Genomic DNA, 25,563 nt, shown 5'->3' on the forward strand with positions numbered 1-25,563 from the left:
GGCTAGGGTGAACCCCGTGGATGCCGACCAGATGCAGATGAACGGTGACCGGGCAGTGGCTGTGCTGCTGCACCCGTCACGTCCGGACGCGCTCGATGCCGCCGTCGGATTCATCGCCGGCATCGCCGAACGCGGCTTCACCGCGCACGTGCTGGCCGAGGCCTACGACGACGTGAGCTCCCGCGTGGCCCAGCAGGACATCGAGGTCGGGCTGCTGGGGGCACGAAACCCCGGGCTCGAACTGGTCGTCGTCTTCGGTGGAGACGGCTCCATCCTGCGTGGCGCGGAGCAGGCCCTGCCCTGGGACGTCCCGCTGCTGGGCGTGAACCTGGGCCACGTCGGCTTCCTGGCCGAACTGGAGGCCTCGGAGATCGATGACCTGGTGGACAGGGTGGATTCCCGCGCCTACGAGGTGGAGAAGCGCCTGACCCTTGCCGTCGAGGTCCACGACCCCTCCGGACATCTGGTCTGGGAATCCTTCGCCGTCAATGAGGTGTCGGTGGAGAAGATCGCCCGCGAACGCATGCTGGAGGTGCTGGCCATCGTCGATGACCAGCCGCTGTCCCGCTGGGGTTGCGACGGCATCCTGGTCTCCACCCCCACCGGCTCCACCGCCTACGCCTTCTCCTCGGGCGGGCCTGTCATGTGGCCGGACGTCGAGGCCATCGAACTGGTTCCGCTGTCTGCCCATGCCCTTTTCGCCCGCCCGGCCGTGCTGAGCCCGAAGTCCACGGTGGACCTGGTCGTCTCCAGCGAACGCAACATTCCCGCCGTCGTGTGGGCCGATGGGGCACGCACCGTCGACGCCGGCCCGGGGAGCCGGGTGAGGCTCCGCCGCGGCGCCCACGACCTGCTGATCGCCAGATTGCGTCCGCAGCCCTTCACCACTCGCCTGGTGAAGAAGTTCGGCCTGCCGGTCGAGGGCTTCCGAGGACGCGGCTGATGCTGACCGACCTGCGCATCGAGGGCCTGGGCGTCATTGCCGAGAGCACCATCGAGTTCCACCCCGGCATGACCGCGGTCACCGGCGAGACCGGTGCCGGCAAGACCATGGTGGTCAGCAGCCTCGGCCTGCTGATGGGTACCCGTGCCGACTCCGGCGTGGTGCGACGTGGTTCGCGCCGCGCACTCGTCGAAGGGCGCTTCACCAATACCGAGCATGTTGCGGCGCGCGTCGACGAGGCCGGTGGAAGCGTGGAGGACGACGAGCTGCTCCTGGCCCGCCAGGTCAGCTCCGCCGGACGGTCCCGGGCCTTCATCGGTGGCGCCCAGGGGCCCGTCGCCACCCTCGCGGATGTGGCCGGCGAACTCGCCACCATCCATGGCCAGTCGGAGCAGATCCGCCTGGGCACCAGCGAACGCCAACGAGAGGTGCTGGACCGCTTCTGCGGCCCCGCACACGCCAAGGCGCTGACGGCCTACCGCGCTGACTTCGAACGTCGCCATGCGCTGGCCGCCGAGCTGGACGAGCTGGTGACCCGGGGACAGGAACGCGCTCGGGAACAGGACCTGCTGCGCTTCGGTCTGGAGGAGATCGCCGCCGTCGACCCACAGCCAGGGGAGGACACGGCCCTTGATGCCGAGGCGAGCCGGCTCCAGGCCGTCGACGACCTGCGCCGGATGGCGGAGACGGCCGCGACGAACCTGAGCGGCTCGGTCGACGGCTTCGACGACGCTCCCGGCGCGGTCGGGCTCTTCGGACAGGCGCGCAAGGCGATGGAGCAGGCGGAGGGCTTGGACCCGGCCGCCGCCACCATCGCCCAGCAACTCCGGGAGGCCGGCTTCCTGCTCCAGGAGGCCGCCGCCCAGGTCTCCGGCTACCTCGCCGACCTCGATGCCGACCCCTTGCGACTGGAGGCCATCGCCGAGCGCCGTTCCGCGCTGGCCGGCCTCACTCGCAAGTACGGCACCACCATCGACGAGGTGCTCGACTGGTCCCGCAGCTCCGCCGAAAGACTCACGGCCCTGTCCGGTTCCGAGGAACGCATCGACGAGCTGCGCGGTGAACTCGCCCTGCTCGACGGCTCCCTCGCCAGCCAGGCCGGCAAACTGACCGCCACCCGCACCGCGGCAGGGGCGCGGCTGTCCGAGGCCGTGCAGGGCGAGCTCGCCGCCCTGGCCATGCCGCACGCGCGCCTGGGCTTCGATCTCAAGCCGCTGCCACATCTGTCCGCACACGGGGCGGAACAGGTGCAGATCACCTTCGCCGCCAATCCGGGCCTGGCCGCGGCCCCGCTGGGGAAGGTGGCCTCCGGTGGCGAGCTCTCCCGCGTGCGGCTCGCCCTCGAGGTGGTGCTGGCGGATGCGGATGCCGGCGAGGCCCCGGGCGTCCACACCTGCGTCTTCGACGAGGTGGACGCCGGCGTCGGCGGGGCCGTGGCCGTGGAGATCGGCCGTCGGCTGGCGATGCTGGCCAAGCACTGCCAGGTGATCGTCGTGACCCACCTGGCACAGGTCGCCGCCTTTGCCGATGCCCATCTGGTGGTCAGCAAGTCCACCAATGGAGAAGTCACCGTGAGTGACCTGAAGCAGGTCACCGGCGAGGAGAGGCTGGCGGAACTGGCCCGGATGATGGGCGGGATCGGCTCCAGCGACTCCTCCCTGGCCCACGCCCGGGAACTGATGGAGGCAGCCGGTCAGGCCTGACGCTCGGCGCGGGACAGGGGAGCGACCACCGGCGCCCGAGGATCATCCAGGTCCACCCGGCAGCGGATGCCGTAGACCTCGGCGACGTGCTCTTCGGTGACCACCTCGCGGGGGCCGCCATCCGCGACAAGCAGGCCCTGCTTCATCATCAGGACATGGTCGGCATAGGCGACGGCCTGCGGCAGGTCGTGCAGGACGGCGACGACGGTGCGGCCCTCGTCCACCAGGTCCGCGCACACGTCCAGCAGGTGGTACTGGGCGGCCAGATCGAGGTAGGTGGTGGGTTCGTCGAGCAGTACGACGGGGGTGTCCTGGGCCAGCACCATCGCGAGCCAGACCCGCTGGCGCTGGCCGCCGGACAACTCGGAGACACGGCGCTCCAGGAGGTGGCCGACCTGGGCGCGTTCGACGGCCCGGTCAATGGCCTGGGAGTCACCGGGGGCGCGGGTGCGCAGCATCGAGTGGTACGGGTGACGGCCACGGGCCACCAGCTCGGCGACGCTCAGGCCCGGCGGCGCGATGGTCTGCTGGGGCAGCAGGCTCATCTGCTGGGCGAGCTCGCGTCGCCCCCAGTCGTCGACGGCACGACCGTCGACGGTGATGCGGCCCTCGTCGAGGGGACGCAGGTGACACAGGGAGCGCAGCAGCGTGGACTTGCCGCAGCCATTGGGGCCGATCACCGCGGTGAACGAGCCCGGCGGAATGCTTGCGGACAGGCCGTTGACGGCGGCGTGGTCCCCGAAACGCACGGTGGCATCGGTGATGGTGATGGTTGGCGCGGGCTTCACAGCGCCCCCTTTCGGAACTGGGAGATAAGCAGGAGGCCCAGGAAGATGCCGCCGACCAGGGCCGTCACGACCCCGACCGGCAGGGCCGACAGCGGGGTCCAGTGGGCGACGGCCAGGTCCGCGGTGCACACCTCGAGCGCACCGACCAGGGCCGCGGTTCCCATGGCGGGACGGCCGGTCAACCAGCGGGCGATGTGCGGGGTGGTGAGGGCGACGAAGGTGATGGGCCCGGCGACCGCCACCGCGGCGGCGGTCAGGGCGATGCCGAGCACGAGGGAGCCGGCCCGAACGGTGGTGGGGCGGGAACCCAGGCCATGGGCGGCGTCATCGCCCAGCGCGACCAGATCCAGGTCCGTGCGCAGTGCCAGGGCGAGGAGGCAGCCCGGGACAAGCACAGCCCAGACCAGCATGGCGTCGGACCAGGCGCGTGAGTTCAATGAGCCGGTCAGTGCGGAGGCCAGGGCCAGGGCCTCGGCCTGCCGGGACCAGACCAGCACCAACTGGGTGATGGCCGTCGCCCCTGCGGCCACGCCGATCCCGGCGACGATCACGGCGCCCGGGTTGCGGAAACCCGTCGTGGTCACCCAGGAGACGAGCAGCGCACCCAGCAGCGCGCCTCCCAGGGAACCGACCAGCAGCGGGGCATGGAGGTGGGTTGCCAGTGCGGTCCCCGCACCGGCCGCGGCGGTGATGCCGACGACATCGGGGGTGACCAGGGGATTCGCGGTGGAGCGCTGGAAGAGTGCTCCGGCCAGGCCGAGGGCCGCGCCGACGCCGAGACCCGTCGCCAGCCGGGGTCCGCGCAGCCGCCGCAGGGCGAAGCTGCCGCCGCCGTCGAGCAGGTCCAGCAAGGCCTGGGGCTGGCGGGCGACAGGAATGCCGAGTTGGCCCCAGGCGAGCGTGATGCTGCAGGTGACCAGTACCGCCGTCGTCAGGGCCAGGACGGCCAGCAGACGTCGTGGGCTGGTCACAGGGACCCCCTCGCGCGTCGCACGACGGTCAGCAGCAGGGGCGCGCCCAGCAGCCCGGTCACGACGCCCACGGGAACCTCGGAGGGGCGGGCGACCAGGCGGCCCAGCACGTCGGCCACCAGCAGCACCGCCGGCCCCAGGACGAGACAGCAGGCCAACAGGGCGCGGGCGCTGGATCCGGCAACCGCGCGGGCGATGTGCGGGACCGCGAGCCCGACGAAGGCGATGGGACCGGTGACGGCCGTCGCGGCGGAGGTGAGCAGGGCGACGGCCAGGAAGGTCAGGCCGCGCACCAGTCCGGGTCGTTGGCCCAGAGCTGTGGCGGCGTCATCACCCAGGGCCAGCGCATCCAGACCACGGCTGGTGCCCGCCAGCAACAGGGCGCCCAGCGCCGCGGTGACCAGCACCGGCGGGGTCAGAGCGGCGCCGGCGGACAGGGAGCCGGCCGACCAGAAGCGCAGCGCGTCGAAGGCGCCCTGGTCGCGGAGCGCCAGCGACTGGGAGAGGGCCATCGCCACGGCAGTGACCACGGCCCCGGCCAGCAGCAGACGGGTGGCGTCGGGGCCGCGGCCCAGGCTGCCCAGCGCCAGCACCGCGACGGTGGCCAGCAGCGCACCGCAGAAGGCGCCGCCCACCAGCCCGAGCGGGGCCAGCGTGGCCGAGGTGGTCACCAGCACGATGCCGGACGCCGCGCCGCTGGTCAGGCCCAGCACGCCCGGATCCCCCAACGGGTTGCGGGTTGCCACCTGGACGGCCGCACCGGAGACGGCCAGCGCCGAACCCGCCAGAAGCCCGCACAGGGTTCGGGGGATCCGTGTCGCCAGCACCGCGCGGACGTGCTCGTCGCCCACGCCGCGGGAGGCCTGCCACAGTGTGTCGAGACCTACCGCGCGGCTGCCCAGCGTGAGGCTGAGCAGCACGGCGACCGGCAGTGCCCCGAGGGCAAGCAGGGCGATGGGGACGCCGGTGAGGCGTCGGGTCACTTGCCGAGCTTCTTCACCGCGGCATCGATCAGGGGGGTGATCTTCGGCAGTGCCCACGGCACGGTCAGCGGGTTGATCATGCTCATCGCGGTGATCAGCTGCGGGTCCTCGGAGGTCACCACGGTGTCGCGCTTGATGGCGGGGATGGAGGCGTACAGGGGCTGGGAGAGCACCTGCTTCTTGGTGGCGGTGTCCATGTACCAGGTGAAGATGAGTTCGGACTTGTCGAGCTTGTCGGCATTCTCCAGGCCGATCAGGGCCCAGTCGGAGCCGTCCTTGGCCTTGATGGAGGCGGTGGCGGGGTCCGGCGTCAGGCCTAGCGAGCTGATCATGGCGACCCGCTGCTCGGTGGGCAGGTAGACGCCCAGCGTGCCCTGGCCCTGGGTGTAGATGTAGCTGAAGGTGGTGCCCTTCCAGTCCGGGTGCTCGGCCGCCGCATCGGACAGGGTCTTTTTGAGGTCCGTGATGACCTTCTCACCATCGGCCGGCCGGCCCAGGGCGGTGGCGACGGTGGTGATCTCCTTCTCCCACGTGGTCGTCCACGGCGTCTTCTCGTAGGCGACGACGGGGCACATCTCGGCCAGCAGGTCGTACTGCTTCTGCGTCAGACCGCTCCACGGGGCGAGCACGAGATCTGGTTCCAGCGTCGCGATGGTCTCGACGTCCAGCTGCTCGCCGCCCGCGAAGGTCTTGGGCAGTGCCTTGCCGGCCTTCTCGAAGGCCTCGCGGACCCAGGGGAGGTGACCGTCCTTGTCCGCACCCCAGGTGTAGGTCTCCGTACCGACGGGGAAGGCACCCAGGGCGATGGCGGCCTCTGCGGCGCCCTGGCCGATGGTGACGACCTTGGTGGGTGCCTTCTCGATCGTCGCGGTCCCCAGGGCGTGCTTGATGCTCACCGGGAAGGTGCCTTGACCGACGCCGGAGGCGGCGGGGCTCTCGGGGGCGGCGGACTGTTTGTCCCCACAGCCGGCCAGCGTGACGAGGCCGGTCGCCCCGGTCAGGGCCAGCAGGTTGCGGCGGGTGAAGGCGGTGTTCATGGGTTCTCCTGGGTTGGTGCTGGGAAGCGAAGGGTGACGGGTGGGTGGGGTCAGGACTCGGCGCGGCCGGCGCGCCAGTAGCCCATGAAGCTGATGCACTGGCGGGGACAACCACGGTTCTGGACCAGGTGGCGCCGGATCCGGGTGATGGCAGAGCTCTCACCGGCGAGCCAGGCATAGTGCTGGGTGGTTGCGTCGGGTTCGGCCTCGTGCCAGACCTGGGCGTCGGGGATGGTCTCCTCGTCGGGTGTCTGGCGGGTCGGCAGCGGACACTCCGGCGGCCAGGCCAAGCCCTGGAGGGCTTCTTCGAGGCGACTTCCGGGTGCGGCCCCGTCGCAGGGCAGGAGGCGCAGGGTGATCCCGTCGGGGACTTCCAGCGGGTAGCGGTCCTGACTGGTCGGCAGTTCCAGCAGGGCGGTCCCGGTTGCGTCCGGGGGTAGCGAGGCCAGGATGTTGGCGATGGCCGGCGCGGCGGTCGCGTCGCCCGCGATCAGCAGCTCCCGCGCCTGGCCGGGGTGCCAGGCGATCCCCACCTCGTTGCCGCCGTCCACCCCTGCGATGGGGACGACCAGGAGCAGGCGGTCGCCCGGGGTCGCGTTCTCGATCCAGCGTCCGGCCGGGCCGATGGTGCCGTGGCGGACCATGTCGACGTCGACCTCTCCGAGCTCGGGACGGACCTGGCGCGCGGTGTAGGTGCGCAGCGGCGGGCGGTCGTCCAGCTCCTGCCAGCGTGGGTACCAGTCCCCGCCCCTCGGGACGTCGCCCAGCCCGTCCTGGGCGTGCCGGGGCAGGACGAGCTTGATCCGACGGTCGAGGCAACGGGGGTGCACGCGGGCCAGCTCCGGGCCGCGGAAGGTCACGCGGCGGATGCTCGGGGTGAGGTCCACCACGGCCACCACAGTGGCGTCGAGGGACTCATAGGGCGTGGACACGCCCAGCACTCTAGCATCCAGTAGGTAAGGCTTACCTAATCCATATCTGGTTGAAGGCTCTCATCGTGACGGTTCCTGGCATCGGAGCGATCGCGATGGTCCACGTGCAGCTGGATGGTGCCGGTCGACCGGTGTCCTTGGGGCATCAGGCGCGGTGCATGCCAGTACATGTCAACGACCTTGTCCCGCGGGTGCCAGAGTGCCGTGAAGCCCTGGACCTCGTCTTCGAGTTCCTCCGTGGTTTCCCACAGCGTGCAGGCCTTCCCGCACATCACGTGCGACGGGCTCCAGATCAGGCATGTTCTCCGACTCGTTCCAGAAGAAGTGGACGCCCACGAACTGCTCGTCGAAGAAGTGCCAACCGACGTCCGCCATGCCAGCCGCTCGGACTCCGTCGTGGGCCAGTCGGAGGCGACGAGGTCGGCGACCAGGCCTGTGATCTCCTGCGCATTGGCGTCCATGGGAGAAACCACGCCCGTGGCGGGGCTCAGCTTCCCAAGACGTCGGACAGGTCGTAGGTGATGGGGCGCTCCACCTGCTCCAGCAGGCAGCTCGACGGGTCGCGGTCAGGCCGGAAGCGCAACAGGGTCACGGCATGACGAAAACGTCGCCCCTCCAGCTGGTCGAAGGCGACTTCCACCACCAGCTGCGGTTCGACGGGCACGAAGGCCGCGTCCGCCGCGCTGGTGAAGCGACTGCGCTCCTTGGTGGCCGCCTGCACCGTGCCGTCGGCATTGCGCAGCACGAACGGGTCCAACTGCTCCACCAGTGCCAGCCTCATCTCATTGCTGAAGGCGCCGATGCCGCCGACACCGACGACCTCGCCCTGCTCGTCGACCATGCCCAGCAGCAGCGAACCGACACCCTGCCCGGACTTGTGTACGCGATACCCGACGACGATCGCCTCGGCAGTGCGCTTGTGCTTCACCTTGAGCATGCTGCGCTTGTTCTGCTCGTAGGGGCCGTCATTGCGCTTGGCGATCACACCGTCCAGGCCGGCCCCCTCGAAGTGCTCAAACCAGGCGCGGGCCTCCTGCTCGTCGGAGGTGGCGCGGGTGAGGTGGATGGCAGGGGAGTGGAAGGTTCCGAAGAGCTCTTCGAGGCGGGCTCGGCGTTCCATGTAGCCAAGGCCGGTGAGGTCCTCGTCGTCGAGGGCCAGCAGGTCGAAGCAGACCAGCTCCGCCGGGGTCTCGGCGCTCAGCCTGACAATCCGGGACGCCGCAGGATGGATTCGGGCACTGATGGACTCCCAGTCCAGCTTCTGCGCTCCCGGCTCGCCCATGCGGACCACCAGTTCCCCGTCGAGGATGCAGCGTTCGGGCAGGTGGGAGCGGACCAGCTCGACGACCTCCGGGAAGTAGCGGGTCAGCGGCTTCTTGGAGCGGCTCAACAGCTCCACCTCGTCGCCGTCGCGGCAGACGATGCACCGGAAGCCATCCCACTTCGGTTCATAGGTCCATCCGCCCGCGACCCTGTCCGGGGCCGGGATGTCCGCGACGGCCTTCGCCAGCATCGGGGCGATCGGGAGGTCCAGGGGGAGCTGCATGAGCTCAGTCTGGCAGGTGGCCGCTGCGTGCGGTACGTGGCGCGGAAGAGCTTGCTGAGGAGCAGTGCGGCCTGACGGTAATATCGACGCTAAGCTGGAATCCCGTGGGTAACAACAAACGGACCAAGCATCTCTTCGTCACCGGAGGCGTCGTCTCCTCGCTCGGGAAGGGCCTGACGGCATCAAGCCTCGGCAGCCTCCTCGTCGCTCGTGGCCTCACGGTCACCATGCAGAAGCTCGACCCGTACCTCAACGTGGACCCGGGCACCATGAATCCCTTCCAGCACGGCGAGGTCTTCATCACCGAGGATGGTGCGGAGACGGACCTGGACATCGGCCACTACGAGCGCTTTCTGGACCGCAACCTGTCCGCCGAGGCCAATGTGACCACCGGCAAGGTCTACTCATCGGTCATCGCCCGCGAACGCCGCGGCGACTACCTCGGTGACACCGTGCAGGTCATCCCGCACATCACCAACGAGATCAAGGACGAGATGCTCGCCATGGAGGGCGACGACATCGACGTCGTGATCCACGAGATCGGCGGCACCGTCGGAGACATCGAGTCCCAGCCCTTCCTGGAGTCCGCCCGTCAGGTGCGCCACGAGATCGGCCGGGAGAATGTCTTCTTCCTGCACGTCTCCCTGGTGCCCTACCTCGGCCCGTCGGGCGAGATGAAGACCAAGCCCACCCAGCACTCCGTCGCCATGTTGCGCCAGGTGGGCATCCAGCCCGACGCCATCGTCTGTCGGGCCGCCCTGCCGCTGGCCGAGGGCATCAAGTCCAAGATCGCCCTGATGTGCGATGTGGACGACCAGGCCGTGGTGAGCTGCATCGATGCCTCCAGCATCTACGAGATCCCGCGTGTGCTGCACAGTGAGGGTCTTGACGCCTACGTGGTGCAGCGTCTGGGCCTCAGCTTCCGCGACGTGGACTGGACCACCTGGGACGGCCTGCTCGAGCGGGTGCGGCATCCCAGGCACGAGGTCACCGTCGCCCTGGTGGGCAAGTACGTGGACCTGCCCGACGCCTACCTCAGCGTCACCGAGGCACTGCGCGCCGGAGGCTTCGCCCACTGGGCCAAGGTCAACGTCAAGTGGGTGGCCAGCGATGGCTGTGAGACCGAACAGGGTGCCGAACAGCAGCTGGCTGGCGCGGACGCCATCTGCGTCCCGGGAGGCTTCGGGGTCCGTGGCGTCGAGGGAAAGCTGGGCGCCATCAAGTACGCCCGCGAGCACGGGGTGCCCATCCTGGGGCTGTGTCTTGGCTTCCAGTGCATGGTGATCGAGGCAGCCCGGGACCTGGCGGGCATTCCCGACGCGGACTCCAGCGAGTTCACGCCGCAGACCGCCCATCCGGTGATCAGCACCATGGCAGAGCAGCAGGACATCGTCGATGGCGGGGGAGACCTCGGCGGCACCATGCGCCTGGGCTCCTACCCGGCCGAACTGGCCGAGGGCTCCGTCGTGGCCGAGCTGTACGACGCCACCGAGGTGACCGAGCGGCACCGGCACCGCTACGAGGTCAACAATGCCTACCGGGCGCAGCTGGAGGAGGCCGGGCTGGTCTTCAGCGGCGTCTCGCCCGACGGCCAGCTCGTCGAGTTCGTCGAGCTGCCCCGCGAGGTGCACCCCTTCTTCGTCGCCACCCAGGCCCATCCCGAACTGAAGTCGCGTCCCACCCGCCCGCACCCCTTGTTCGCGGGCTTGATCGAGGCGGCGGTGGCGAGGAAGGTGGGGGCATGACCATGCCCCTGGACCGTCCCGAAGCCTGGCAGATCGACGAGCACCGGGTGCTCGGCACCGGCCGCGTGTGCAGCTTCGTCGAGGATGACATCACCCCGCCCTCGGGGGAACAGTTCACCCGTCAGTACCTCACCCATCCCGGAGCCGTCGCCGTGATGGCGTTGGACGAGCAGGGGCGGGTGGCCGTCGTGCACCAGTACCGGCACCCGGTGGCCATGAAGCTCGTGGAGCCGCCCGCCGGGCTGCTGGATGCCGAGGGGGAGTCCTTCCTGTTGGCAGCGCAGCGGGAACTGGCCGAGGAGGCGCTGCTCAAGGCCGACGACTGGCGCGTGCTGGTGGACATCTTCACCACCCCCGGCGGCTGCGAGGAGTCCATCCGGATCTACCTCGCGCGTGGCCTGTCCGCCGCACCCCGGCCCGACGGCTTCGTCGTGGAGGACGAGGAGGCCCACATGGACATCAGCTGGGTCGACCTCGACGAACTGGTCGACGAGATCTTCGCGGGCCATGTCCAGTCCCCGTCGATGGTCAGTGGTGCCCTGGCCCTGCAGACCGCCCGGCTGTCCGGACGGCTCGACGCCCTGCGGCCGGCCGATGCGCCGTGGCCGGCGCGCGACATCTGGGCCGCCCGGGTGGCCGAGCGCCGGGCCATGGAGTCCGGTGAGTGAACCGTCCACCACGATGACCGAGCCTGTCGAGGTCTGGGGTCCGCTCGCCCGCGTCGCCCCGGCCTGGCTCGACCATCTGGGCGTCGAACGGGGCCTGTCGGCGAACACCCTGGCCGCCTATCGCCGGGACCTGGTGCGCTATGCCAAGTACCTTCAGGTGCGGGGGATCGACCGCTTCGCGGACATCGCCACCACCGACATCACCGAATTCCAACGCTGGTTGGCCACCGGGGATGACCAGCGGCCCGCCCAGGCGCCCGCCAGCGTGGCCCGCACCATCGTCGCGGTGCGCAATCTGCACCGCTTCGCCCTCAGCGACGGGCTCAGCGGCCAGGACGTCGCCGCCGACGTCGCCGTTCCCCGGCTGGGCAAGCGGCTGCCCAAGGCGCTCCCCGTGGACCAGGTGCAGGCGCTGCTGGAGGTGCCCGACGTCGAGACCCCCGAGGGCCTGCGGGACCGGGCCCTGTTGGAACTGCTCTACGGCACCGGCGCCCGGATCAGCGAGGTCTGTGACCTGGACGTCGACGACCTGACCCGCACCCTGACGGACCCCGAGGCGGGGCTCCGGCTGGTGGGCAAGGGGAACAAGGAACGCGTGGTGCCGCTGGGCAGCTTCGCCCGTGACGCCGTCGAGGCCTGGTTGGTGCGGGGCCGTCCCGTCTGGCAGCAGAAGGCCGCCAATCCCGGCCCGGCGCTGCTGCTCAACTCCTTGGGTCGTCGGCTGAGCCGCCAGTCCGCCTACGGCATCCTGCGCAAGGCCGCCGAGCGGGCGGGGATCGACGCCGAGGTCAGTCCGCACAGCCTGCGCCACAGCTTCGCCACCCACCTGCTCGACGGCGGCGCCGACGTGCGCGTGGTGCAGGAGCTGCTGGGCCACTCGTCGGTGACCACCACGCAGATCTACACCATGGTCACCGTCGAGCACCTGCGTGATGTCTACCTCCAGGCGCATCCACGAGCCCGTCTGTCCTGACCCGCGGGCTGTGGTGACCCCGCTCGCAGAGTTGGTCTGACCACTGGGTATTGGCAGGTTTCGCACGTGAAAAACCGGCCCGAGGGGCCGAGGAGACCGAGCGAATTGACGACGTCCGCCGAGCACGCACCCCTGGTCCAGGACAGCAGCGCCTGGCACGGCTTCACCGAGGGGGAGTGGCAGCGAAGCATCGACGTTCGTGACTTCGTCCAGCGCAACTACACCCCCTACGAGGGTGACGCCGCCTTCCTGGCGGGCCCCACCGAGAAGACGCTGAAGACCTTCGAGGTGCTGGAGCGTGACTACCTGTCCGTCGAGCGCACCAAGCGCGTCCTGGACATCGACACCCACACCCCGGCCGACATCGACGCCTTCGCCCCCGGCCACATCTGCGAGACCGATGACGTCATCGTCGGCCTGCAGACCGACGCCCCGCTCAAGCGCGCGATGATGCCCAATGGCGGCTGGCGCATGGTCGAGACCGCCATCCGCGAGGCCGGCATGGAGCCCGACGAGCGCGTCAAGGAGATCTTCACCAAGTACCGCAAGACGCACAACGAAGCCGTCTTCGACATCTACACCCCCGACATCCGCGCCGCCCGCAGCGCCCACATCATCACCGGACTGCCCGACGCCTACGGCCGCGGCCGCATCATCGGCGACTACCGTCGCGTCGCCCTGTACGGCGTCGACGCCCTGATCGCCCAGAAGCAGGCCGACAAGGATGCCGTCACAGACCAGCCCTTCGACGAGCACTGGGCCCGCTACCGCGAGGAGCACTCCGAGCAGGTCAAGGCGCTGAAGAAGCTCAAGACGATGGCCGCCAGCTACGGCATCGACATCTCCGGGCCCGCCCGCACCGCCCAGGAGGCCGTGCAGTGGACCTACTTCGGCTACCTGGCCAGCATCAAGAGCCAGGACGGCGCCGCGATGAGCTTCGGGCGCCTGTCCGGCTTCTTCGACGTCTACTTCGAGCGTGACCTGGCTAACGGCACCCTCACCGAGGACGGCGCGCAGGAGATCATCGACGCCCTGGTGATCAAGCTGCGCATCGTGCGCTTCCTGCGCACCGAGGACTACGACCAGATCTTCTCCGGCGACCCCTACTGGGCCACCTGGTCCGATGCCGGCCTGGGCGAGGACGGCCGCACCCTGGTCACCAAGACCTCCTTCCGCCTGCTGCAGACCCTGCGCAACCTCGGCCCCGCCCCGGAGCCCAACATCACGATCTTCTGGGACCCCAAGCTGCCGCAGGGCTACAAGGACTTCTGCGCCGCCATCTCCATCGAGACCTCCTCGCTGCAGTACGAGGCCGACGGCCAGATCCGCGACCACTGGGGCGACGACGCGGCCATCGCCTGCTGCGTCTCCCCGATGCGCGTCGGCAAGCAGATGCAGTTCTTCGGTGCCCGCGTCAATGCCGGAAAGTCCCTGCTCTACGCCATCAACGGTGGCCGCGACGAGATGACCGGCAAGCAGGTCGTCACCGGTTTCGAGCCCGTGACCGGCGACGGTCCGCTGGACTTCGACGACGTCTGGGCCCGCTACGAGGCAATGCTGGACTGGGTGATCGGCACCTACGTCGAGGCGCTGAACATCATCCTCTACTCCCACGACCGCTACGCCTACGAGGCGATGGAGATGGCCCTGCACGACTCCGAGATCGTGCGCACCATGGGCTGCGGCATCGCCGGGCTGAGCATCGTCGCCGACTCGCTGAGCGCCAACAAGTACGCCAAGGTCACGCCGGTGTGCGACGGGACCGGCCTGGTGGTGGAACGTCAATCTGACCAAGGACCAGCAGCGCGACGTGATCTCCCGCACCTTCCACCAGAACGCCTGATGGTCTGGGCCGACGGCATCTCCGGCGAGTACCGGCCCGAGCCGGTCGAGCTGGAGGTGCCGCGGCTGCGCGCCTCCGGCCGGGGCACCGCGGGCATCGACTCGTCGGGGGAGATGAGCCACCACGAGCACGTCCAGGCGGTCCGTGAGGGCCGGCTGGGTTCCATGCACTCCTGGGAACTGGTGACCGGCGTCGACGGTCCGGGAACCCGGATGACGGTCTTCATGTCCGGCTGTCCGCTGCGCTGCCTGTACTGCCACAATCCGGACACCCTGTTCACCAGCAAGGGCGAACCGGTGCTGCTGGACGACCTCGTCGCCCGCCTGGCTCGCTACCGCGGGATCTTTCGCGCCACCAAGGGCGGGTTGACCGTCTCCGGTGGCGAGCCCTTGCAACAGCCCGCCGTCGTCGGGCGCCTGCTGGCCGAGGCCAAGCAGTTGGGCATCCACACGGCCATCGACACCTCCGGCTTCCTGGGTGCCAACTGCACCGACGAGATGCTGGGCAACCTGGACCTCGTGCTGCTGGACATCAAGTCCGGCCTGCCCGAAACCTACCGGCGGGCCACCGGCCGGGAGCTGCAGCCCACCCTTGGACTTCTCCCGCCGCCTGGCCGATTCCGGCACCGAGATCTGGCTGCGCTTCGTCTGCGTTCCCGGCCTGACCGATGCCGAGGACAATGTGGCCGCCGTAGCCGAGCACGTGGCGACATTGGGCACCGTCAGCCGGGTGGAGGTGCTTCCCTTCCACCAGATGGGGCGGGACAAGTGGGCCGGACTCGGCATGGACTACCAGCTGGGCGACGTGCCCTCGCCGTCTGCCGAGCTGCTGGACCGGGTGCGCGGACAGTTCCGTGCGCACGGGATCACCACCTGGTGAGGACGTCCCGGGAGGCATGTCGACAAGTGGCGTACTAGTCTTGCCCCAACTGGCGTGCCGTGGCGCGCCGTGAACCAACACCCCTGGCGGAAAGGCACACTGTGGAGCCGAGCGAGCACGACGAGAAGACCACCGACGAGGCGCTCTTCGGGGCACTCCCGTCGCAGGGACGCAAGCGCAACGACGTGCAGACCGAGGCCGGGGAGGAAGACCCCACCGGACGCCCCTTCCCGCAGCTGCCCGAGCCGACGCCTCCCGGCCCGGGTGCCAAGAAGGCCATCATCATCAGCAATGTGAACCAGAAGGGTGGCGTGGGCAAGACCACCACCACCATCAACCTGGGCGCCGCGCTGGTGGAGACCGGCCGCAAGGTGCTGCTGGTGGACTTCGACCCGCAGGGCTCGCTCTCCGTGGGGCTGGGCATCAACCCCCACACCCTGGAGACCAGCATCTACAACCTGCTGCTGAGCAAGGAGTTCACCCCGCAGGAAGTGATCCAGGAGACCGTCGTCAAGGGCCTGGACATCCTGCCGTCGAACATCGACCTGTCGGCCGCCGAGGTGCAGCTGGTCAGCGAGGTGGCGCGTGAGCAGACCCTGCTGCGCGTACTGGAGAAGGTGCAGGACGACTATGACGTCATCCTCGTCGACTGCGCCCCGTCGCTGGGCCTGCTCACCATCAACGCGCTGACCGCCTCCAACTACGTGCTGATGCCCCTTGAGTGCGAGTTCTTCGCGCTGCGTGGCATCGCGCTGCTGACCGACACCATCAGCAAGGTGCAGGAGCGACTCAACCCGAAGCTCGAGATCCTGGGCATCCTGGGCACCATGTACGACGGTCGCACCCTGCACTCGCAGGAGGTGCTGCAGCGCGTCGTGGACGCCTTCGGTGAGCAGGTCTTCCACACCGTCATCAAGCGCACCATCAAGTTCCCCGAGACGACGGTGGCCGGTGAGCCGATCACCACCTATGCCTCCAGCTCGCCGGGTGCCGCGGCCTACCGCCAGCTCGCCAAGGAGGTTCTGGCTCGATGCCACGGCGCGTGAGTCTGCCCGGGGCCTCGGAGCTCTTCCGCGCTACCTCTGGTGGTGTCGAGGTCGGCCCCGAGAAGCCCCGCGAGGCAGCGACCCCCAGGCAGGACCCGAAACCGGCTGCCAAGCCCCGGACCCAGAATCAGGCCGAGTCCCAGAAGAAGCCGGCCCCCACGGCCGCGGAACGCCGTGCCGCCAGCGGTCGCGTGCGCCACGACGAGAAGATCACCGTCTACGTCAGCCGCGACGAACTGATCGCGCTCGAGCAGGCCCGCCTGATGATGCGAGCCGACTTCGGGTTGGGCGTCGACCGGGGCCGGATCGTGCGGGAGTCGATCGCCTTGGCGATGGCACAGCTGGAGACCTTGGGCGCCGAAGCCCCACTGGTGCAGCGCCTGCGCGAGGCGTGAGTTGGTGAGCGAGCTGACAGCCGGGGCCGAACCGGGTGCCCACAAGGGTTTCCAGGTGGTCCTGGACAACTTCGAGGGCCCCTTCGACCTTCTGCTCCAGCTGATCAGCCGTCACAAGCTCGATGTCACGGAGATCTCGCTCAGCCGCGTCACCGACGAGTTCATTGCCCACGTCAAGGCGGGCGGCGCGGTCTGGGACCTGGAGCAGACCAGCTCCTTCCTGGTGGTCGCCTCCACCCTGCTGGACCTCAAGGCGGCCCGGCTGCTGCCCAAGGGTGAGGTGGAGGACCCGGAGGACCTGGCGCTGCTGGAGGCCCGGGACCTGCTCTTCGCCAAGCTGCTGCAGTACCGCGCCTTCAAGCTGGTCAGCGGGCACTTCGCCATCCGTCTGGAGGCCGAGGCCCGCCGCTTCGCGCGCCCGGGCGGCCTGGAACCGCGCTTCGCGGGCCTGTTGCCGGAGGTGCAGATCCGCGCCACGCCACAGCGCTTCGCGGAGATCGCCGCCAAGGCGATGACCCCGCCGGAGGTGGTGGAGGTCAACCTGGAACACCTGCATGCCTCCACCGTCACCGTGCGGGAACAGGCAGGGGTGATCGTGGACCGGCTCCGCCGCACCGGAACCCTCACCTTCCGCGCCCTGACCGGGGACGCGGACAAGCTGACCACCGTCGTGCGATTCCTTGCCCTGCTGGAACTGTTCCGCAACAGGGCCATCGCCTTCGAACAGCTCACGCCGCTGGGCGAGCTGACCATCCGGTGGACCGGCGACGACGAGGACGAACTGACCATCAGCGACGAGTTCGACCAGACCGGCGAACAGTCCGACGACGCAGAACAGGCACAGGAATGACCATGAACGAGGACCTGAGTCTCCAGGAGCGCGCCGAACAGGCCGAGGGCGCGCTGGAGGCGCTGCTGATGATGGCCGAGGAGGCGATGCCCGCCGAGACCCTGGCCGAGGCGGTGCAGCAGCCCCTGGAGGTGGTGCGGCTGGCGCTGGCCAACCTCGCGGAGTTCTATGACCGCAGTGAGCGTGGCTTCGAACTGCGCAATGTCGGGGGCGGCTGGCGCTACTGGACCCGGGCCGAGCACGCGGACCTGATCAGTCAGTGGGTCGTTTCCGGCCAGTCCAACAAGCTCTCCCAGGCGGCGCTGGAGACGCTCAGCGTGATTGCCTACCTGCAACCGATCAGCCGTGCCCGGGTCTCCGCGGTGCGCGGCGTCAATGTCGACGGTGTGGTGCGTACCCTGCTCGCCCGTGGCCTGATCAGCGAGGCTGGAGCCGATGAGCAGACCGGGGCAATGGTCTTCTCCACCACCGACTACTTCCTGGAGCGAATGGGCCTGTCCAGCCTGGCAGACCTGCCGCCGTTGGCCCCGCACCTGCCGGATGCCTCGGCTCTGGAGCGTGAATTGTCGCAGCTAGCGGCTACCGTAGAGGTTGACGGCACCGACGACTCGGCGCCGCACGAGGAAACGGAAGACCATGAATGACCACGACGACCGTGAGGTCGACGAGACAAATCCGCTCGAGGACGCCACCGCGACGCCCGAGCAGGACGCCGCCATGCCCGAGCAGGACAGCATGAGCCCCGAGCAGGAGTCCACGGACCCCGACCAGGAGTCCACGGACCCTGAGCCTGTCGAGGGGGAGGGTATCCGCCTGCAGAAGGTGTTGGCCACCGCCGGCGTCGCTTCGCGGCGCCATGCCGAGGCGATGATCGAGGGTGGCCGCGTGGAGGTGAACGGTGAGCTGGTGCTCGAGCAGGGCCGCCGCGTCCACCCGGAGCGCGACACGATCCGCGTCGACGGGATGCGCATCCCGCCGCCCCGCCGCCACGTCTACCTGGTGGTGAACAAGCCCCGCGGCGTCGTCTCCACGATGGTGGACCCGGAGGGCCGCCCCACACTGGGCGACATCCAGTTCGACAAGCCCAGCTGGCAGCAGCTGCGCCTCTTCCACGTCGGCCGGCTGGACACCGACACCGAGGGCTTGATCATCCTCACGAATGACGGGGAGTTCGCGCACCGGATGGCCCACCCCAAGTACAAGGTCCCCAAGGCCTACCTCGCGGAGGTGGAGGGGCTGTTGGACAACAGGATCCTGCGCCGGCTGGAGAAGGGCCTCCGCCTTGACGACGGTCCCGTCAAGCCGGACAAGGTCAAGCTGGTGATGCGTTCCGAGAGCCGCTCGCTGGTGGAGATCACCCTGCACGAGGGCCGCAACCGCATCGTGCGTCGCATGATGGACTCGGTCGCCCACCCGGTGCGCAAGCTGAGCCGTACCGCGATCGGCCCCGTGCGGCTGGGCCAGCTGCCCATCGGCGAGGCCCGCGAGCTGACCCGCGACGAACTGGGCACGCTGCTCGACGCCGTCGACATGTGACCATGCGTCGCGTCCGTGGCCTGGAGACCGAGTACGGCCTGCAGGTGCGCGTGCGCCCGCTCGGCGCCGCCACCCCCGCCGGGTGGCGGCGTCTGTCGTCGGACGAGGCGGCCCAACGGCTCTTCGCCCCCGTCGTGGAGGCGCACGCCGCCACCAATGCCTGGCTGCGCAATGGTGGGCGGCTCTATCTCGACGTCGGCTCCCACCCGGAGTACGCGACGGCCGAGTGCTCCACGCTGGCCGAGCTGGTGGCCCAGGACCGTGCCGGAGACCTGGTGCTGGCCCAGCTGGCGCACCGGGCGCAGCAGGCATGGGCGCAGGAGGGCCTTGAGCCCCGGATCAGCATCTTCAAGAACAATGTGGACTCCCACGCCAATTCCTACGGGAGCCACGAGAACTTCCAGGTCTCCCGGAAGGCAGACCTGGCCGGGACGGTACAGGCGCTGACGCCCTTCCTGGTGACCAGGCAGTTGTTGTGCGGGGCCGGGCACTGGCAGCGCGATCGCCTGGGGCGGGGGCACTTCCTGCTCTCGCAGCGCGCCGAACACATGTGGGACCCGCTCAGCGCCGCCACCACCCGCTCCCGGCCCATGGTCAACACCCGCGACGAGCCCCATGCGGACGCCGAGCGCTTCCGCCGGCTGCACGTGATCGTCGGGGACTCCACCCTGCTGGACCACACGACGCTGCTGCGGGTGGGCTCGATGGAGCTGGCACTGCGCATCCTGGAGGCACGTTCCGCGGGCTCCACCACCCGATCCCCGAGCTTGTCGAGGGGAGTCTCCGAGCCCGGCCTGGCCATCCGTCGGGTGGCTGCCGACCTGACCGGCCGAACCCCGGTCACCGAGGACGGCGCCACGGCCCTGCAGGTCCAGTGGGAGTGGTGGCGCGCCGCCGAGGCCTTCGTCGACGACGAGGAACTGCGCACCGTCCACGAGCTGTGGGCCCAGGTGCTCATCGCCGTCGAGGACGGCGCGCCGGGGAGGATCGCCGACCGGATCGACTGGGCCGCCAAGCACCGCCTGTTGCGCGCCCAACGTGAGCGTCACGGCATGGCCTCCGACGACCCCCGGCTGGCCCAGCTCGCGCTCGCCTGGCACGACATCATCCCCGGTCAGGGTCTTGCCCGGCTGGCCGAGCAACGCGGTCAGGTGCAACGTTGGCTCGCCCCCGGCGTCGACGAGCGTTCCGTGGAGGAGCCTCCGCAGACCACTCGGGCCGTGCTGCGGGCGTCCTTCATCACGGCCGCCCAGCAGCACCGGCGTGACCACACGGTGGACTGGATGACTCTGGCCTGCCACGACCTTGACGGCGGCCAGGTGCGCGTGGAGGATCCGCTGACCACACAGGACGGGCGAGTGGATGAACTCATCCGCCGGATGGACACCGAGCCGCGCCGAGCCCGTTCGTCATCCTTTCGGAGCGGACTTCCTTGGTCTCCTTCGACGCTCGGGTAACCTTCACCACGTGTCTCGAACCAAGCTGATCCACACCACCGTCCTGACCCGCCGTGCGGGCATCGCCCTGCTGGCCGTCGGGCTGAGCACGTCCCTGGCCGCGTGCGGAAAGGACGATGCCGCCACCCCGGCCGCCTCGGGCTCGGGGACCCCGGCGGTCTCCGCGCCAGCCACCCCGGGTGCCAGCGCCAGTGCCAGCGCGGCCGCCACGCCCAGCGTCAAGCCGACGGTCGTGAAGGACCTGTCCGCGCTGAGCGTCACCCCCACCACCGTGGGCAAGGAGCCGAAGGTCACGGGCAAGTGGCCCCTGGCCATCGAGAAGACCACGGTCAAGGTCCTCACTCCGGGTAGCGGCGCCGCCGTCGCCAAGGGCACCACGGTGAGCGTCAACTACCAGGGCGTAAATGCCCGCGACGGCAAGGTCTTCGACTCCTCCTGGAAGAACAAGAAGCCCGTCACCTTCTCCCTGAAGAGCGTCGTGCCCGGCTTCACCAAGGCCATCGAGGGCCAGAAGGTGGGCAGCCGTGTCCTGGTCATGATGACCAGCCAGGACGGTTACGCGGACGGTCAGCCCAGCGCCGGCATCCAGAAGGGCGACAACCTGGTCTTCACCATCGACATCCTCGGCCAGACGGAGAAGGTGGCCCCAAAGGCCGGGCTGCCCACCGTCACCGACGATGCCAAGGGAGCCCCAAGCATCAGCAAGCCCGCCGGCAAGGCCCCCACCAAGCTCACGGTCCAGCCGCTGACCAAGGCTCCCGGCACCGCGCAGAAGATCACCGCCAAGGACATGGTTCAGGTGCAGTACCGGGCGTGGAACTGGGCCGACGGCAAGCTGCTGCAGGACGACTACGCCACCGGCCCCGAGGTTGGCACGCTCTCCGAGCTGATTCCGGCCTGGCAGAAGGGTCTGGTGGGCCAGTCCGCCGGCAGCCGTGTGATGATCGTCGCCCCGCCGAGTGACGCCTACGGTGCCCAGGGCAACAAGGCGCAGAAGATCCCGGCCAATGCCACCATCGTCTACGTCATCGACGTGCTGGCGGCACAGCCCGCTCAGTGACGACCCATGGGGTCCATGACAGGTCATTGACCAGGTCACCGGGACGCAGCCGAGCCAAGACCTCGGCTGCGTCCCGGCCCCTTTCCAGACCCGCGGAGTCACAGAGCATGGCCAGTACGTCGGCGGGGGAGCGGCCCATGGTTGCCAGGTCGGCGAGGGTGACGGCCCCGTCCCGCTTGGCCAGCCGCTGGCCGTCGGCATTGAGTGCCAGCGAGACGTGCACATAGCGGGGCACCTCGAAGCCCAGCTGCGTGGCCAGCCAGCCCTGACGGGGCGAGGAGTCCAGCAGGTCGTCGCCGCGCACCACCTGGCCGATGCCCTGCAGGCCGTCGTCCACGACGACGGCCAGGTTGTAGGCCGGAGTCCCATCTGCGCGGAAGAGCACGAAGTCGTCCACCGGTCCGCCCACCGGCCCCGCGTGCACGTCGCCAATGGTGAACCGTGCTGCCTCGGCGCGCACGCGGATGGCGGGGGTCCGGGTGAGGCGACGTTCGTGGCGCTGGGCGGACGTGAGCGTCGCGCAGGTGCCGGGGTAGGGGCGCCAGCTGGGCGCTCCTGGCCCGCCATTGGGGGCCTGGGAGGCCTCCGCGACCTCTCGCCGGGTGCAGAAGCACTCGTAGGTCTCCAGACCTGCCGCCGCCTTGCGGTAGAGGTGCAGGCGTTCGCTCTGCCGCGACACCTCACCGTCCCAGTCGAGGCCCAGGCTGCGCAGGTCGTCGAGCTGGCGATTGGCCACCTCAGGAGCGGCGGCGACGCGCTGCTGGTCCAGGTCCTCGATCCGCAGCAGGAAGTCCCGTCCCTCGGAGCGTGCCCACAGCCACGCGAGCAGTGCGGTGCGCAGATTGCCCAGGTGCAGGTCACTCGTCGGTGAGGGGGCAAAACGCCCGGCGTCGTTGGTCATCGCGTCCTCCTTGCTACGGTGTGCTGCATGGCCCCGCGCAAGAGCGAACGTATCGTGAACCTCACGATCTGCCTGTTGTCGGCCCGCCGATTCCTTCCCAAGGAGCAGATCCGCGAGATCGTCGAGGGCTACAACGGACTGTCCGACGCCAACTTCGAGCGCACCTTCGAACGGGACAAGGACGAACTGCGCGCCATGGGTGTGCCGGTGGAGACCGGCCACAACGAGGCCTTCTTCGACGACGAACCGGGCTACCGGATCCGCCGGGCGGACTTCGAGTTCCCGCCGGTGGAGTTCACCCCTGCCGAGGCCACCGCGTTGGGCGCCGCCGCCCGGGTGTGGCAGCAGGCCAGCGTCGCCGAGCAGACCGTCAACGCGCTGGCCAAGCTGCGCGCCGCCGGCGTCGAGCCGGACACGGACCGGCTGGCGGCCCTGGAGCCCAGCGTGACCGCCATGGAGCCCGCCTTCGAACCGATCTGGCGGGCCACCCTGCAGCGTCGACGGGTGCGCTTCACCTACCGCGGCAAGGCCCCCGAACGGCTCCTGGAGCCGTGGAGCGTGACGTGGCGCAAGGGCCGCTGGTATGTCATCGGGCAGGACCTCACCCGGGGCGAACCGCGGATGTTCAAGATGGGACGCATCACCGGGATTCCCGTCTTGGAAGGGGAAGCCGACTCCTACCAGGTGCCCGACGTGGACCTGGCCGAGCTGGCCCGACGGTTGGAACCCTCCGGGCCGCGCTCGACGGCGCTGGTGGCAGTCCGGGAGGGTCATGCTCCCACGATCACCCGGCGTTCCGAGCGGGTCAGGACCGCGGTCGCCCTGCCCGTGGGCTTCACCGTCTGGAGGGTGCCCTATGCCAGCCGGCAGGACCTCGTCGGTGAGGTCTGCGCCGCCGGGGCCGACGCCCTGGTTGTGGAGCCCGCCGCGCTGCGGGAGATGGTGCTGGAGCAGCTGCGTGCGGTTGTCGCCGCGCCCGGCGAGTTCACGCAGGACGTCGCATGAGTACCTCCGCGGACCAGGTGGCACGACTGCTGGCGCTGGTGCCCTACCTGCAGGCGCACCAGGGGATCGCCGTCGCGGACGCCGCGAAAGCCTTCCAGATTACCCCCGCGCAGGTGATGAAGGACCTCAACGTGCTGTGGATGTGCGGCCTGCCCGGCGGCCTGCCGGGGGACCTCATCGAGATCGACATGGATGCCGCCGCGGAACAGGGCACCATCCACCTCACCAATGCCGACTACCTGAGCCGTCCGATGCGCTTCACCCTCGATGAGGTGATGAGCCTGGTGGTGGCCCTGCGTGCCGTCGCCGAGGTTGCAAGTGGGCCCACCGCCGAGGCGGTGCACAGCGCCCTGGCCAAGCTGGAGGCCCTGACCACCTCGGGGGAGAGCGAACGGGTCGCCATCCGCGTCGCCAGTGGCGACGAGGCCGTGCGCGGGGTGCTCACCGGCGCCATCGACGCGGGCCGGCGCGCGCGGCTGGTCTATGACGGCCTGACCCGTGGCCACACCTCGACGCCCGAGGTTGACCCGGCACGGATCGACCTGCGCGACGGCGCCGCCTACCTGCAGGCCTGGAGCCTGGAGCGCGACGCGTGGCGCACCTACAAGCTGGACCGGATCGTGGAGGCCACCGCCCTGGAGCAGGCCGCCGAGGACCACGGTGAGCCACCCGCGCCCCTGGCCGGCTGGTTCGAGGGGAGCACCAGCGTCGTGCTGGAGCTGCAGCCCTCCGCGGCATGGATCACGGAGTACTACCCGACGCGTCGAGTGGAATCCGCAGGAACCGACGTTGAACTCCTGGTGGCGGAACTTCCCGTGGCGGATCCGGGGTGGCTGCGGGCTCTGCTGTTGCGCCTGGGCGGCTCGGTGCGCGTCCTGGAACCGGTCGGCGCCGGCCAGGATGCCGCCAACGCCGCCCGGGAGGCACTGGCCCTCAACGCCTCGGTCTTCGGGAGCCTCTGAGATGGGGTGGTTGTTGCTGTGGTGCGGCATCGGGCTGCTCTGGCTGGCGACGATGGTCGGCTGCGGTTGGGTGCTGTGGCGCAAGGGCAAGGCCCTGCTGCGGGAGTTGGAGGCACAGGGGCGCACCCTCGGTGACCTGATCACCCTCCTGGGCGAGCTAGAGTTGCCTGCGGAACGCGACGATGTCGCTCGCCGTTCCGCTGGCACCTGACGTAGACATCGAGACGCTTGCGTCTGATTCCTAGGAGACTGACATGCCCAACCTGGGCCCCACCGAGCTGCTGATCATCCTCGCCATCGCCATCCTGCTCTTCGGCGGCACGCGTCTCGCCGGCGTCGGCAAGGCGTCCGGCCGTGCCATCCGCGAGTTCAAGGAGGAGACCTCCACCCTCAAGGACGACAAGGCCGCCAAGCAGGTCGAGACCCAGAAGGTCACCGAGACGGTCGACGGCACGATCGTCGAGACCGAGAAGAAGTTCGAAGCCTGATCGTGGCCAGCACCACCGGCGCCACGGCCCTGCGCAAGCGGCGCCTCAACTTGTCGTGGCTGAAGCCGCCGCGTCCGGATGACGAAGGTGCCATGGCGCTGGTGGACCACCTGCGGGAGCTGCGCTACCGGGTGATCGTGGCCGCGCTGGCCATCGTCGTCGCCACCGCCTTGTGCCTGGTCTGGCACGAGTTCCTGCAGCGGATGGTCTTCCGGCCGTACACGCAGGCGATCGACCTGTACAAGGCTGCGCATCCGGGAGCCGATGTCAGCCTGGTGGCCAATGGCCTGTCGACCTCCTTCATGTTCACGCTCAAGACGGGTCTGTACGCCGGTCTGGTGACCAGTTGCCCCGTCTGGCTCTACCAGCTGTGGGCCTTCATCGCGCCGGGCCTGCTCTCCAAGGAGAAGAAGTACTCCTTGATGTTCTTGGCCACGGGCATCCCGCTCTTCCTGTCCGGCGTGGCGCTGGGCTACTGGATCAGTCCCAAGGGCTTCGTCATGCTCCTCGGCTTCACGCCGGAGGGTGTCACGAACCTGCAGGACATCAACGACTTCCTGCACTTCCTGTCAGTGATGCTGCTGGTCTTCGGTGGAGCCTTCCTCCTCCCGGTGATCCTGGTGGCCCTCAACCTGGTCGGGGTGCTGCGCGGCACCACGCTGGGCAAGTACCGTGCCTTCGGCATCTTTGCCTGCTTCGTCTTCGGGGCCGTGGCGACGCCGTCGCAGGACCCCTTCAGCATGTGCGCCCTCGCCCTGCCGATGGCGCTGATGTACCTGGTCAGTGAAATCATCTGCCGCATCAATGACAAGCGTCGCGTCGAGCGCGGCGAGCTGGTCCTGGCCGACTGAA

At 69.4% G+C, this 25,563-nt stretch carries 26 protein-coding genes; 18 read left to right on the plus strand and 8 right to left on the minus strand.

Annotation, left to right across the window (positions count from 1 at the left end; translation table 11 throughout):
* Nucleotides 1-37 precede the first annotated feature (37 nt).
* Together EDD41_RS15500 and recN are read left to right on the plus strand one after the other, a co-directional pair.
* Nucleotides 38-943 carry an NAD kinase gene (locus tag EDD41_RS15500; protein WP_094764993.1) on the plus strand — a complete coding sequence of 302 codons (906 nt, stop codon included), beginning with the start codon at nt 38-40 and terminating at the stop codon, nt 941-943.
* Nucleotides 943-2,646: a DNA repair protein RecN gene (recN, locus tag EDD41_RS15505; protein ID WP_123576533.1), complete on the plus strand. Its 1,704-nt coding sequence runs from the start codon at nt 943-945 to the stop codon at nt 2,644-2,646. The genes EDD41_RS15500 and recN overlap by 1 nt, the downstream gene beginning before the upstream one ends.
* Here the strand turns inward: recN and EDD41_RS15510 are convergent.
* Genes EDD41_RS15510 through EDD41_RS15540 form a run of 7 tightly spaced genes read right to left on the minus strand, consistent with a single transcriptional unit; the run spans nt 2,637 to nt 8,903 of the window.
* Nucleotides 2,637-3,434 carry an ABC transporter ATP-binding protein gene (locus EDD41_RS15510; RefSeq protein WP_211336678.1) on the minus strand — a complete coding sequence of 266 codons (798 nt, stop codon included), beginning with the start codon at nt 3,432-3,434 and terminating at the stop codon, nt 2,637-2,639. The two genes, recN and EDD41_RS15510, sit on opposite strands and share 10 nt — an antisense overlap.
* Nucleotides 3,431-4,405, minus strand: a complete 975-nt coding sequence (locus EDD41_RS15515) for an iron chelate uptake ABC transporter family permease subunit (RefSeq protein ID WP_094764818.1) — start codon at nt 4,403-4,405, stop codon at nt 3,431-3,433. The genes EDD41_RS15510 and EDD41_RS15515 overlap by 4 nt, the downstream gene beginning before the upstream one ends.
* Nucleotides 4,402-5,388, minus strand: coding sequence for a FecCD family ABC transporter permease (locus tag EDD41_RS15520; protein WP_211336679.1), 987 nt, complete (start codon nt 5,386-5,388; stop codon nt 4,402-4,404). Before EDD41_RS15520 ends, EDD41_RS15515 begins: the two co-directional genes overlap by 4 nt.
* Nucleotides 5,385-6,425 carry an ABC transporter substrate-binding protein gene (locus tag EDD41_RS15525; RefSeq protein WP_123576536.1) on the minus strand — a complete coding sequence of 347 codons (1,041 nt, stop codon included), beginning with the start codon at nt 6,423-6,425 and terminating at the stop codon, nt 5,385-5,387. The genes EDD41_RS15520 and EDD41_RS15525 overlap by 4 nt, the downstream gene beginning before the upstream one ends.
* Before the next feature lie 50 nt (nt 6,426-6,475).
* On the minus strand, nt 6,476-7,357 hold the full coding sequence (locus EDD41_RS15530; protein WP_148060590.1) for a siderophore-interacting protein: 882 nt from the start codon (nt 7,355-7,357) through the stop codon (nt 6,476-6,478).
* A gap of 35 nt (nt 7,358-7,392) precedes the next feature.
* Nucleotides 7,393-7,818, minus strand: a complete 426-nt coding sequence (locus EDD41_RS15535; protein ID WP_123576540.1) for a hypothetical protein — start codon at nt 7,816-7,818, stop codon at nt 7,393-7,395.
* A 26-nt stretch (nt 7,819-7,844) separates the two neighbouring features.
* Nucleotides 7,845-8,903: an ATP-dependent DNA ligase gene (locus tag EDD41_RS15540; RefSeq protein ID WP_123576542.1), complete on the minus strand. Its 1,059-nt coding sequence runs from the start codon at nt 8,901-8,903 to the stop codon at nt 7,845-7,847.
* A 104-nt stretch (nt 8,904-9,007) separates the two neighbouring features.
* Here EDD41_RS15540 and EDD41_RS15545 point away from each other — a divergent pair, with 104 nt between their 5' ends.
* The 11 genes from EDD41_RS15545 (at nt 9,008) to EDD41_RS15600 (ending at nt 21,355) form a co-directional block, all read left to right on the plus strand.
* Nucleotides 9,008-10,648 (plus strand): CTP synthase, encoded by a 1,641-nt coding sequence (locus tag EDD41_RS15545; protein WP_123576544.1) that lies wholly within the window; start codon nt 9,008-9,010, stop codon nt 10,646-10,648.
* Complete coding sequence (locus EDD41_RS15550; protein WP_094764824.1) at nt 10,645-11,316, plus strand: NUDIX domain-containing protein; 672 nt, start codon at nt 10,645-10,647, stop codon at nt 11,314-11,316. Before EDD41_RS15545 ends, EDD41_RS15550 begins: the two co-directional genes overlap by 4 nt.
* Before the next feature lie 13 nt (nt 11,317-11,329).
* Entirely contained in the window at nt 11,330-12,289 is a 960-nt protein-coding gene (locus EDD41_RS15555) for a site-specific tyrosine recombinase XerD (RefSeq protein WP_123577184.1), read from the plus strand.
* A 105-nt stretch (nt 12,290-12,394) separates the two neighbouring features.
* Nucleotides 12,395-15,049: a pyruvate formate lyase family protein gene (locus EDD41_RS17680; protein ID WP_245995679.1), complete on the plus strand. Its 2,655-nt coding sequence runs from the start codon at nt 12,395-12,397 to the stop codon at nt 15,047-15,049.
* A gap of 63 nt (nt 15,050-15,112) precedes the next feature.
* Nucleotides 15,113-16,057 carry a ParA family protein gene (locus EDD41_RS15570; protein ID WP_094764825.1) on the plus strand — a complete coding sequence of 315 codons (945 nt, stop codon included), beginning with the start codon at nt 15,113-15,115 and terminating at the stop codon, nt 16,055-16,057.
* Entirely contained in the window at nt 16,042-16,452 is a 411-nt protein-coding gene (locus tag EDD41_RS15575; RefSeq protein ID WP_123576546.1) for a hypothetical protein, read from the plus strand. The genes EDD41_RS15570 and EDD41_RS15575 overlap by 16 nt, the downstream gene beginning before the upstream one ends.
* A gap of 13 nt (nt 16,453-16,465) precedes the next feature.
* Nucleotides 16,466-17,302, plus strand: a complete 837-nt coding sequence (locus EDD41_RS15580; protein WP_123577186.1) for a segregation and condensation protein A — start codon at nt 16,466-16,468, stop codon at nt 17,300-17,302.
* 2 nt (nt 17,303-17,304) lie between these two features.
* A complete protein-coding gene (gene scpB, locus EDD41_RS15585) occupies nt 17,305-17,946 on the plus strand; it encodes an SMC-Scp complex subunit ScpB (protein ID WP_245995680.1) in 642 nt (213 codons plus the stop codon).
* Nucleotides 17,939-18,838 carry a pseudouridine synthase gene (locus EDD41_RS15590; RefSeq protein WP_425454341.1) on the plus strand — a complete coding sequence of 300 codons (900 nt, stop codon included), beginning with the start codon at nt 17,939-17,941 and terminating at the stop codon, nt 18,836-18,838. The genes scpB and EDD41_RS15590 overlap by 8 nt, the downstream gene beginning before the upstream one ends.
* 2 nt (nt 18,839-18,840) lie before the next feature.
* Complete coding sequence (locus tag EDD41_RS15595; RefSeq protein WP_123576550.1) at nt 18,841-20,295, plus strand: proteasome accessory factor PafA2 family protein; 1,455 nt, start codon at nt 18,841-18,843, stop codon at nt 20,293-20,295.
* A gap of 10 nt (nt 20,296-20,305) precedes the next feature.
* Entirely contained in the window at nt 20,306-21,355 is a 1,050-nt protein-coding gene (locus EDD41_RS15600) for an FKBP-type peptidyl-prolyl cis-trans isomerase (protein WP_123576551.1), read from the plus strand.
* Here EDD41_RS15600 and gluQRS read toward each other — a convergent pair.
* Nucleotides 21,321-22,256, minus strand: a complete 936-nt coding sequence (gluQRS, locus tag EDD41_RS15605; RefSeq protein WP_123576553.1) for a tRNA glutamyl-Q(34) synthetase GluQRS — start codon at nt 22,254-22,256, stop codon at nt 21,321-21,323. The genes EDD41_RS15600 and gluQRS overlap by 35 nt on opposite strands.
* Nucleotides 22,257-22,283: 27 nt before the next feature.
* On the opposite strand from gluQRS, the gene EDD41_RS15610 reads away from it, so the two are divergent.
* From EDD41_RS15610 to tatC, 5 genes are read left to right on the plus strand one after another with little or no spacing between them, the layout of a single operon-like run.
* Nucleotides 22,284-23,261, plus strand: a complete 978-nt coding sequence (locus EDD41_RS15610; RefSeq protein ID WP_123576555.1) for a helix-turn-helix transcriptional regulator — start codon at nt 22,284-22,286, stop codon at nt 23,259-23,261.
* Nucleotides 23,258-24,223 carry a helix-turn-helix transcriptional regulator gene (locus EDD41_RS15615; protein ID WP_123576557.1) on the plus strand — a complete coding sequence of 322 codons (966 nt, stop codon included), beginning with the start codon at nt 23,258-23,260 and terminating at the stop codon, nt 24,221-24,223. Before EDD41_RS15610 ends, EDD41_RS15615 begins: the two co-directional genes overlap by 4 nt.
* A gap of 1 nt (nt 24,224) precedes the next feature.
* A complete protein-coding gene (locus EDD41_RS15620) occupies nt 24,225-24,434 on the plus strand; it encodes a hypothetical protein (protein ID WP_123576559.1) in 210 nt (69 codons plus the stop codon).
* Nucleotides 24,435-24,477: 43 nt separating this feature from the next.
* Nucleotides 24,478-24,711 (plus strand): twin-arginine translocase TatA/TatE family subunit, encoded by a 234-nt coding sequence (gene tatA, locus EDD41_RS18000; RefSeq protein ID WP_123576560.1) that lies wholly within the window; start codon nt 24,478-24,480, stop codon nt 24,709-24,711.
* Between the two features lie 2 nt (nt 24,712-24,713).
* Nucleotides 24,714-25,562, plus strand: a complete 849-nt coding sequence (tatC, locus tag EDD41_RS15630; RefSeq protein WP_245995681.1) for a twin-arginine translocase subunit TatC — start codon at nt 24,714-24,716, stop codon at nt 25,560-25,562.
* The last annotated feature ends 1 nt before the right edge of the window (nt 25,563 follow it).

The organism is Luteococcus japonicus, from assembly GCF_003752415.1.
GTDB lineage: Bacteria > Actinomycetota > Actinomycetes > Propionibacteriales > Propionibacteriaceae > Luteococcus > Luteococcus japonicus.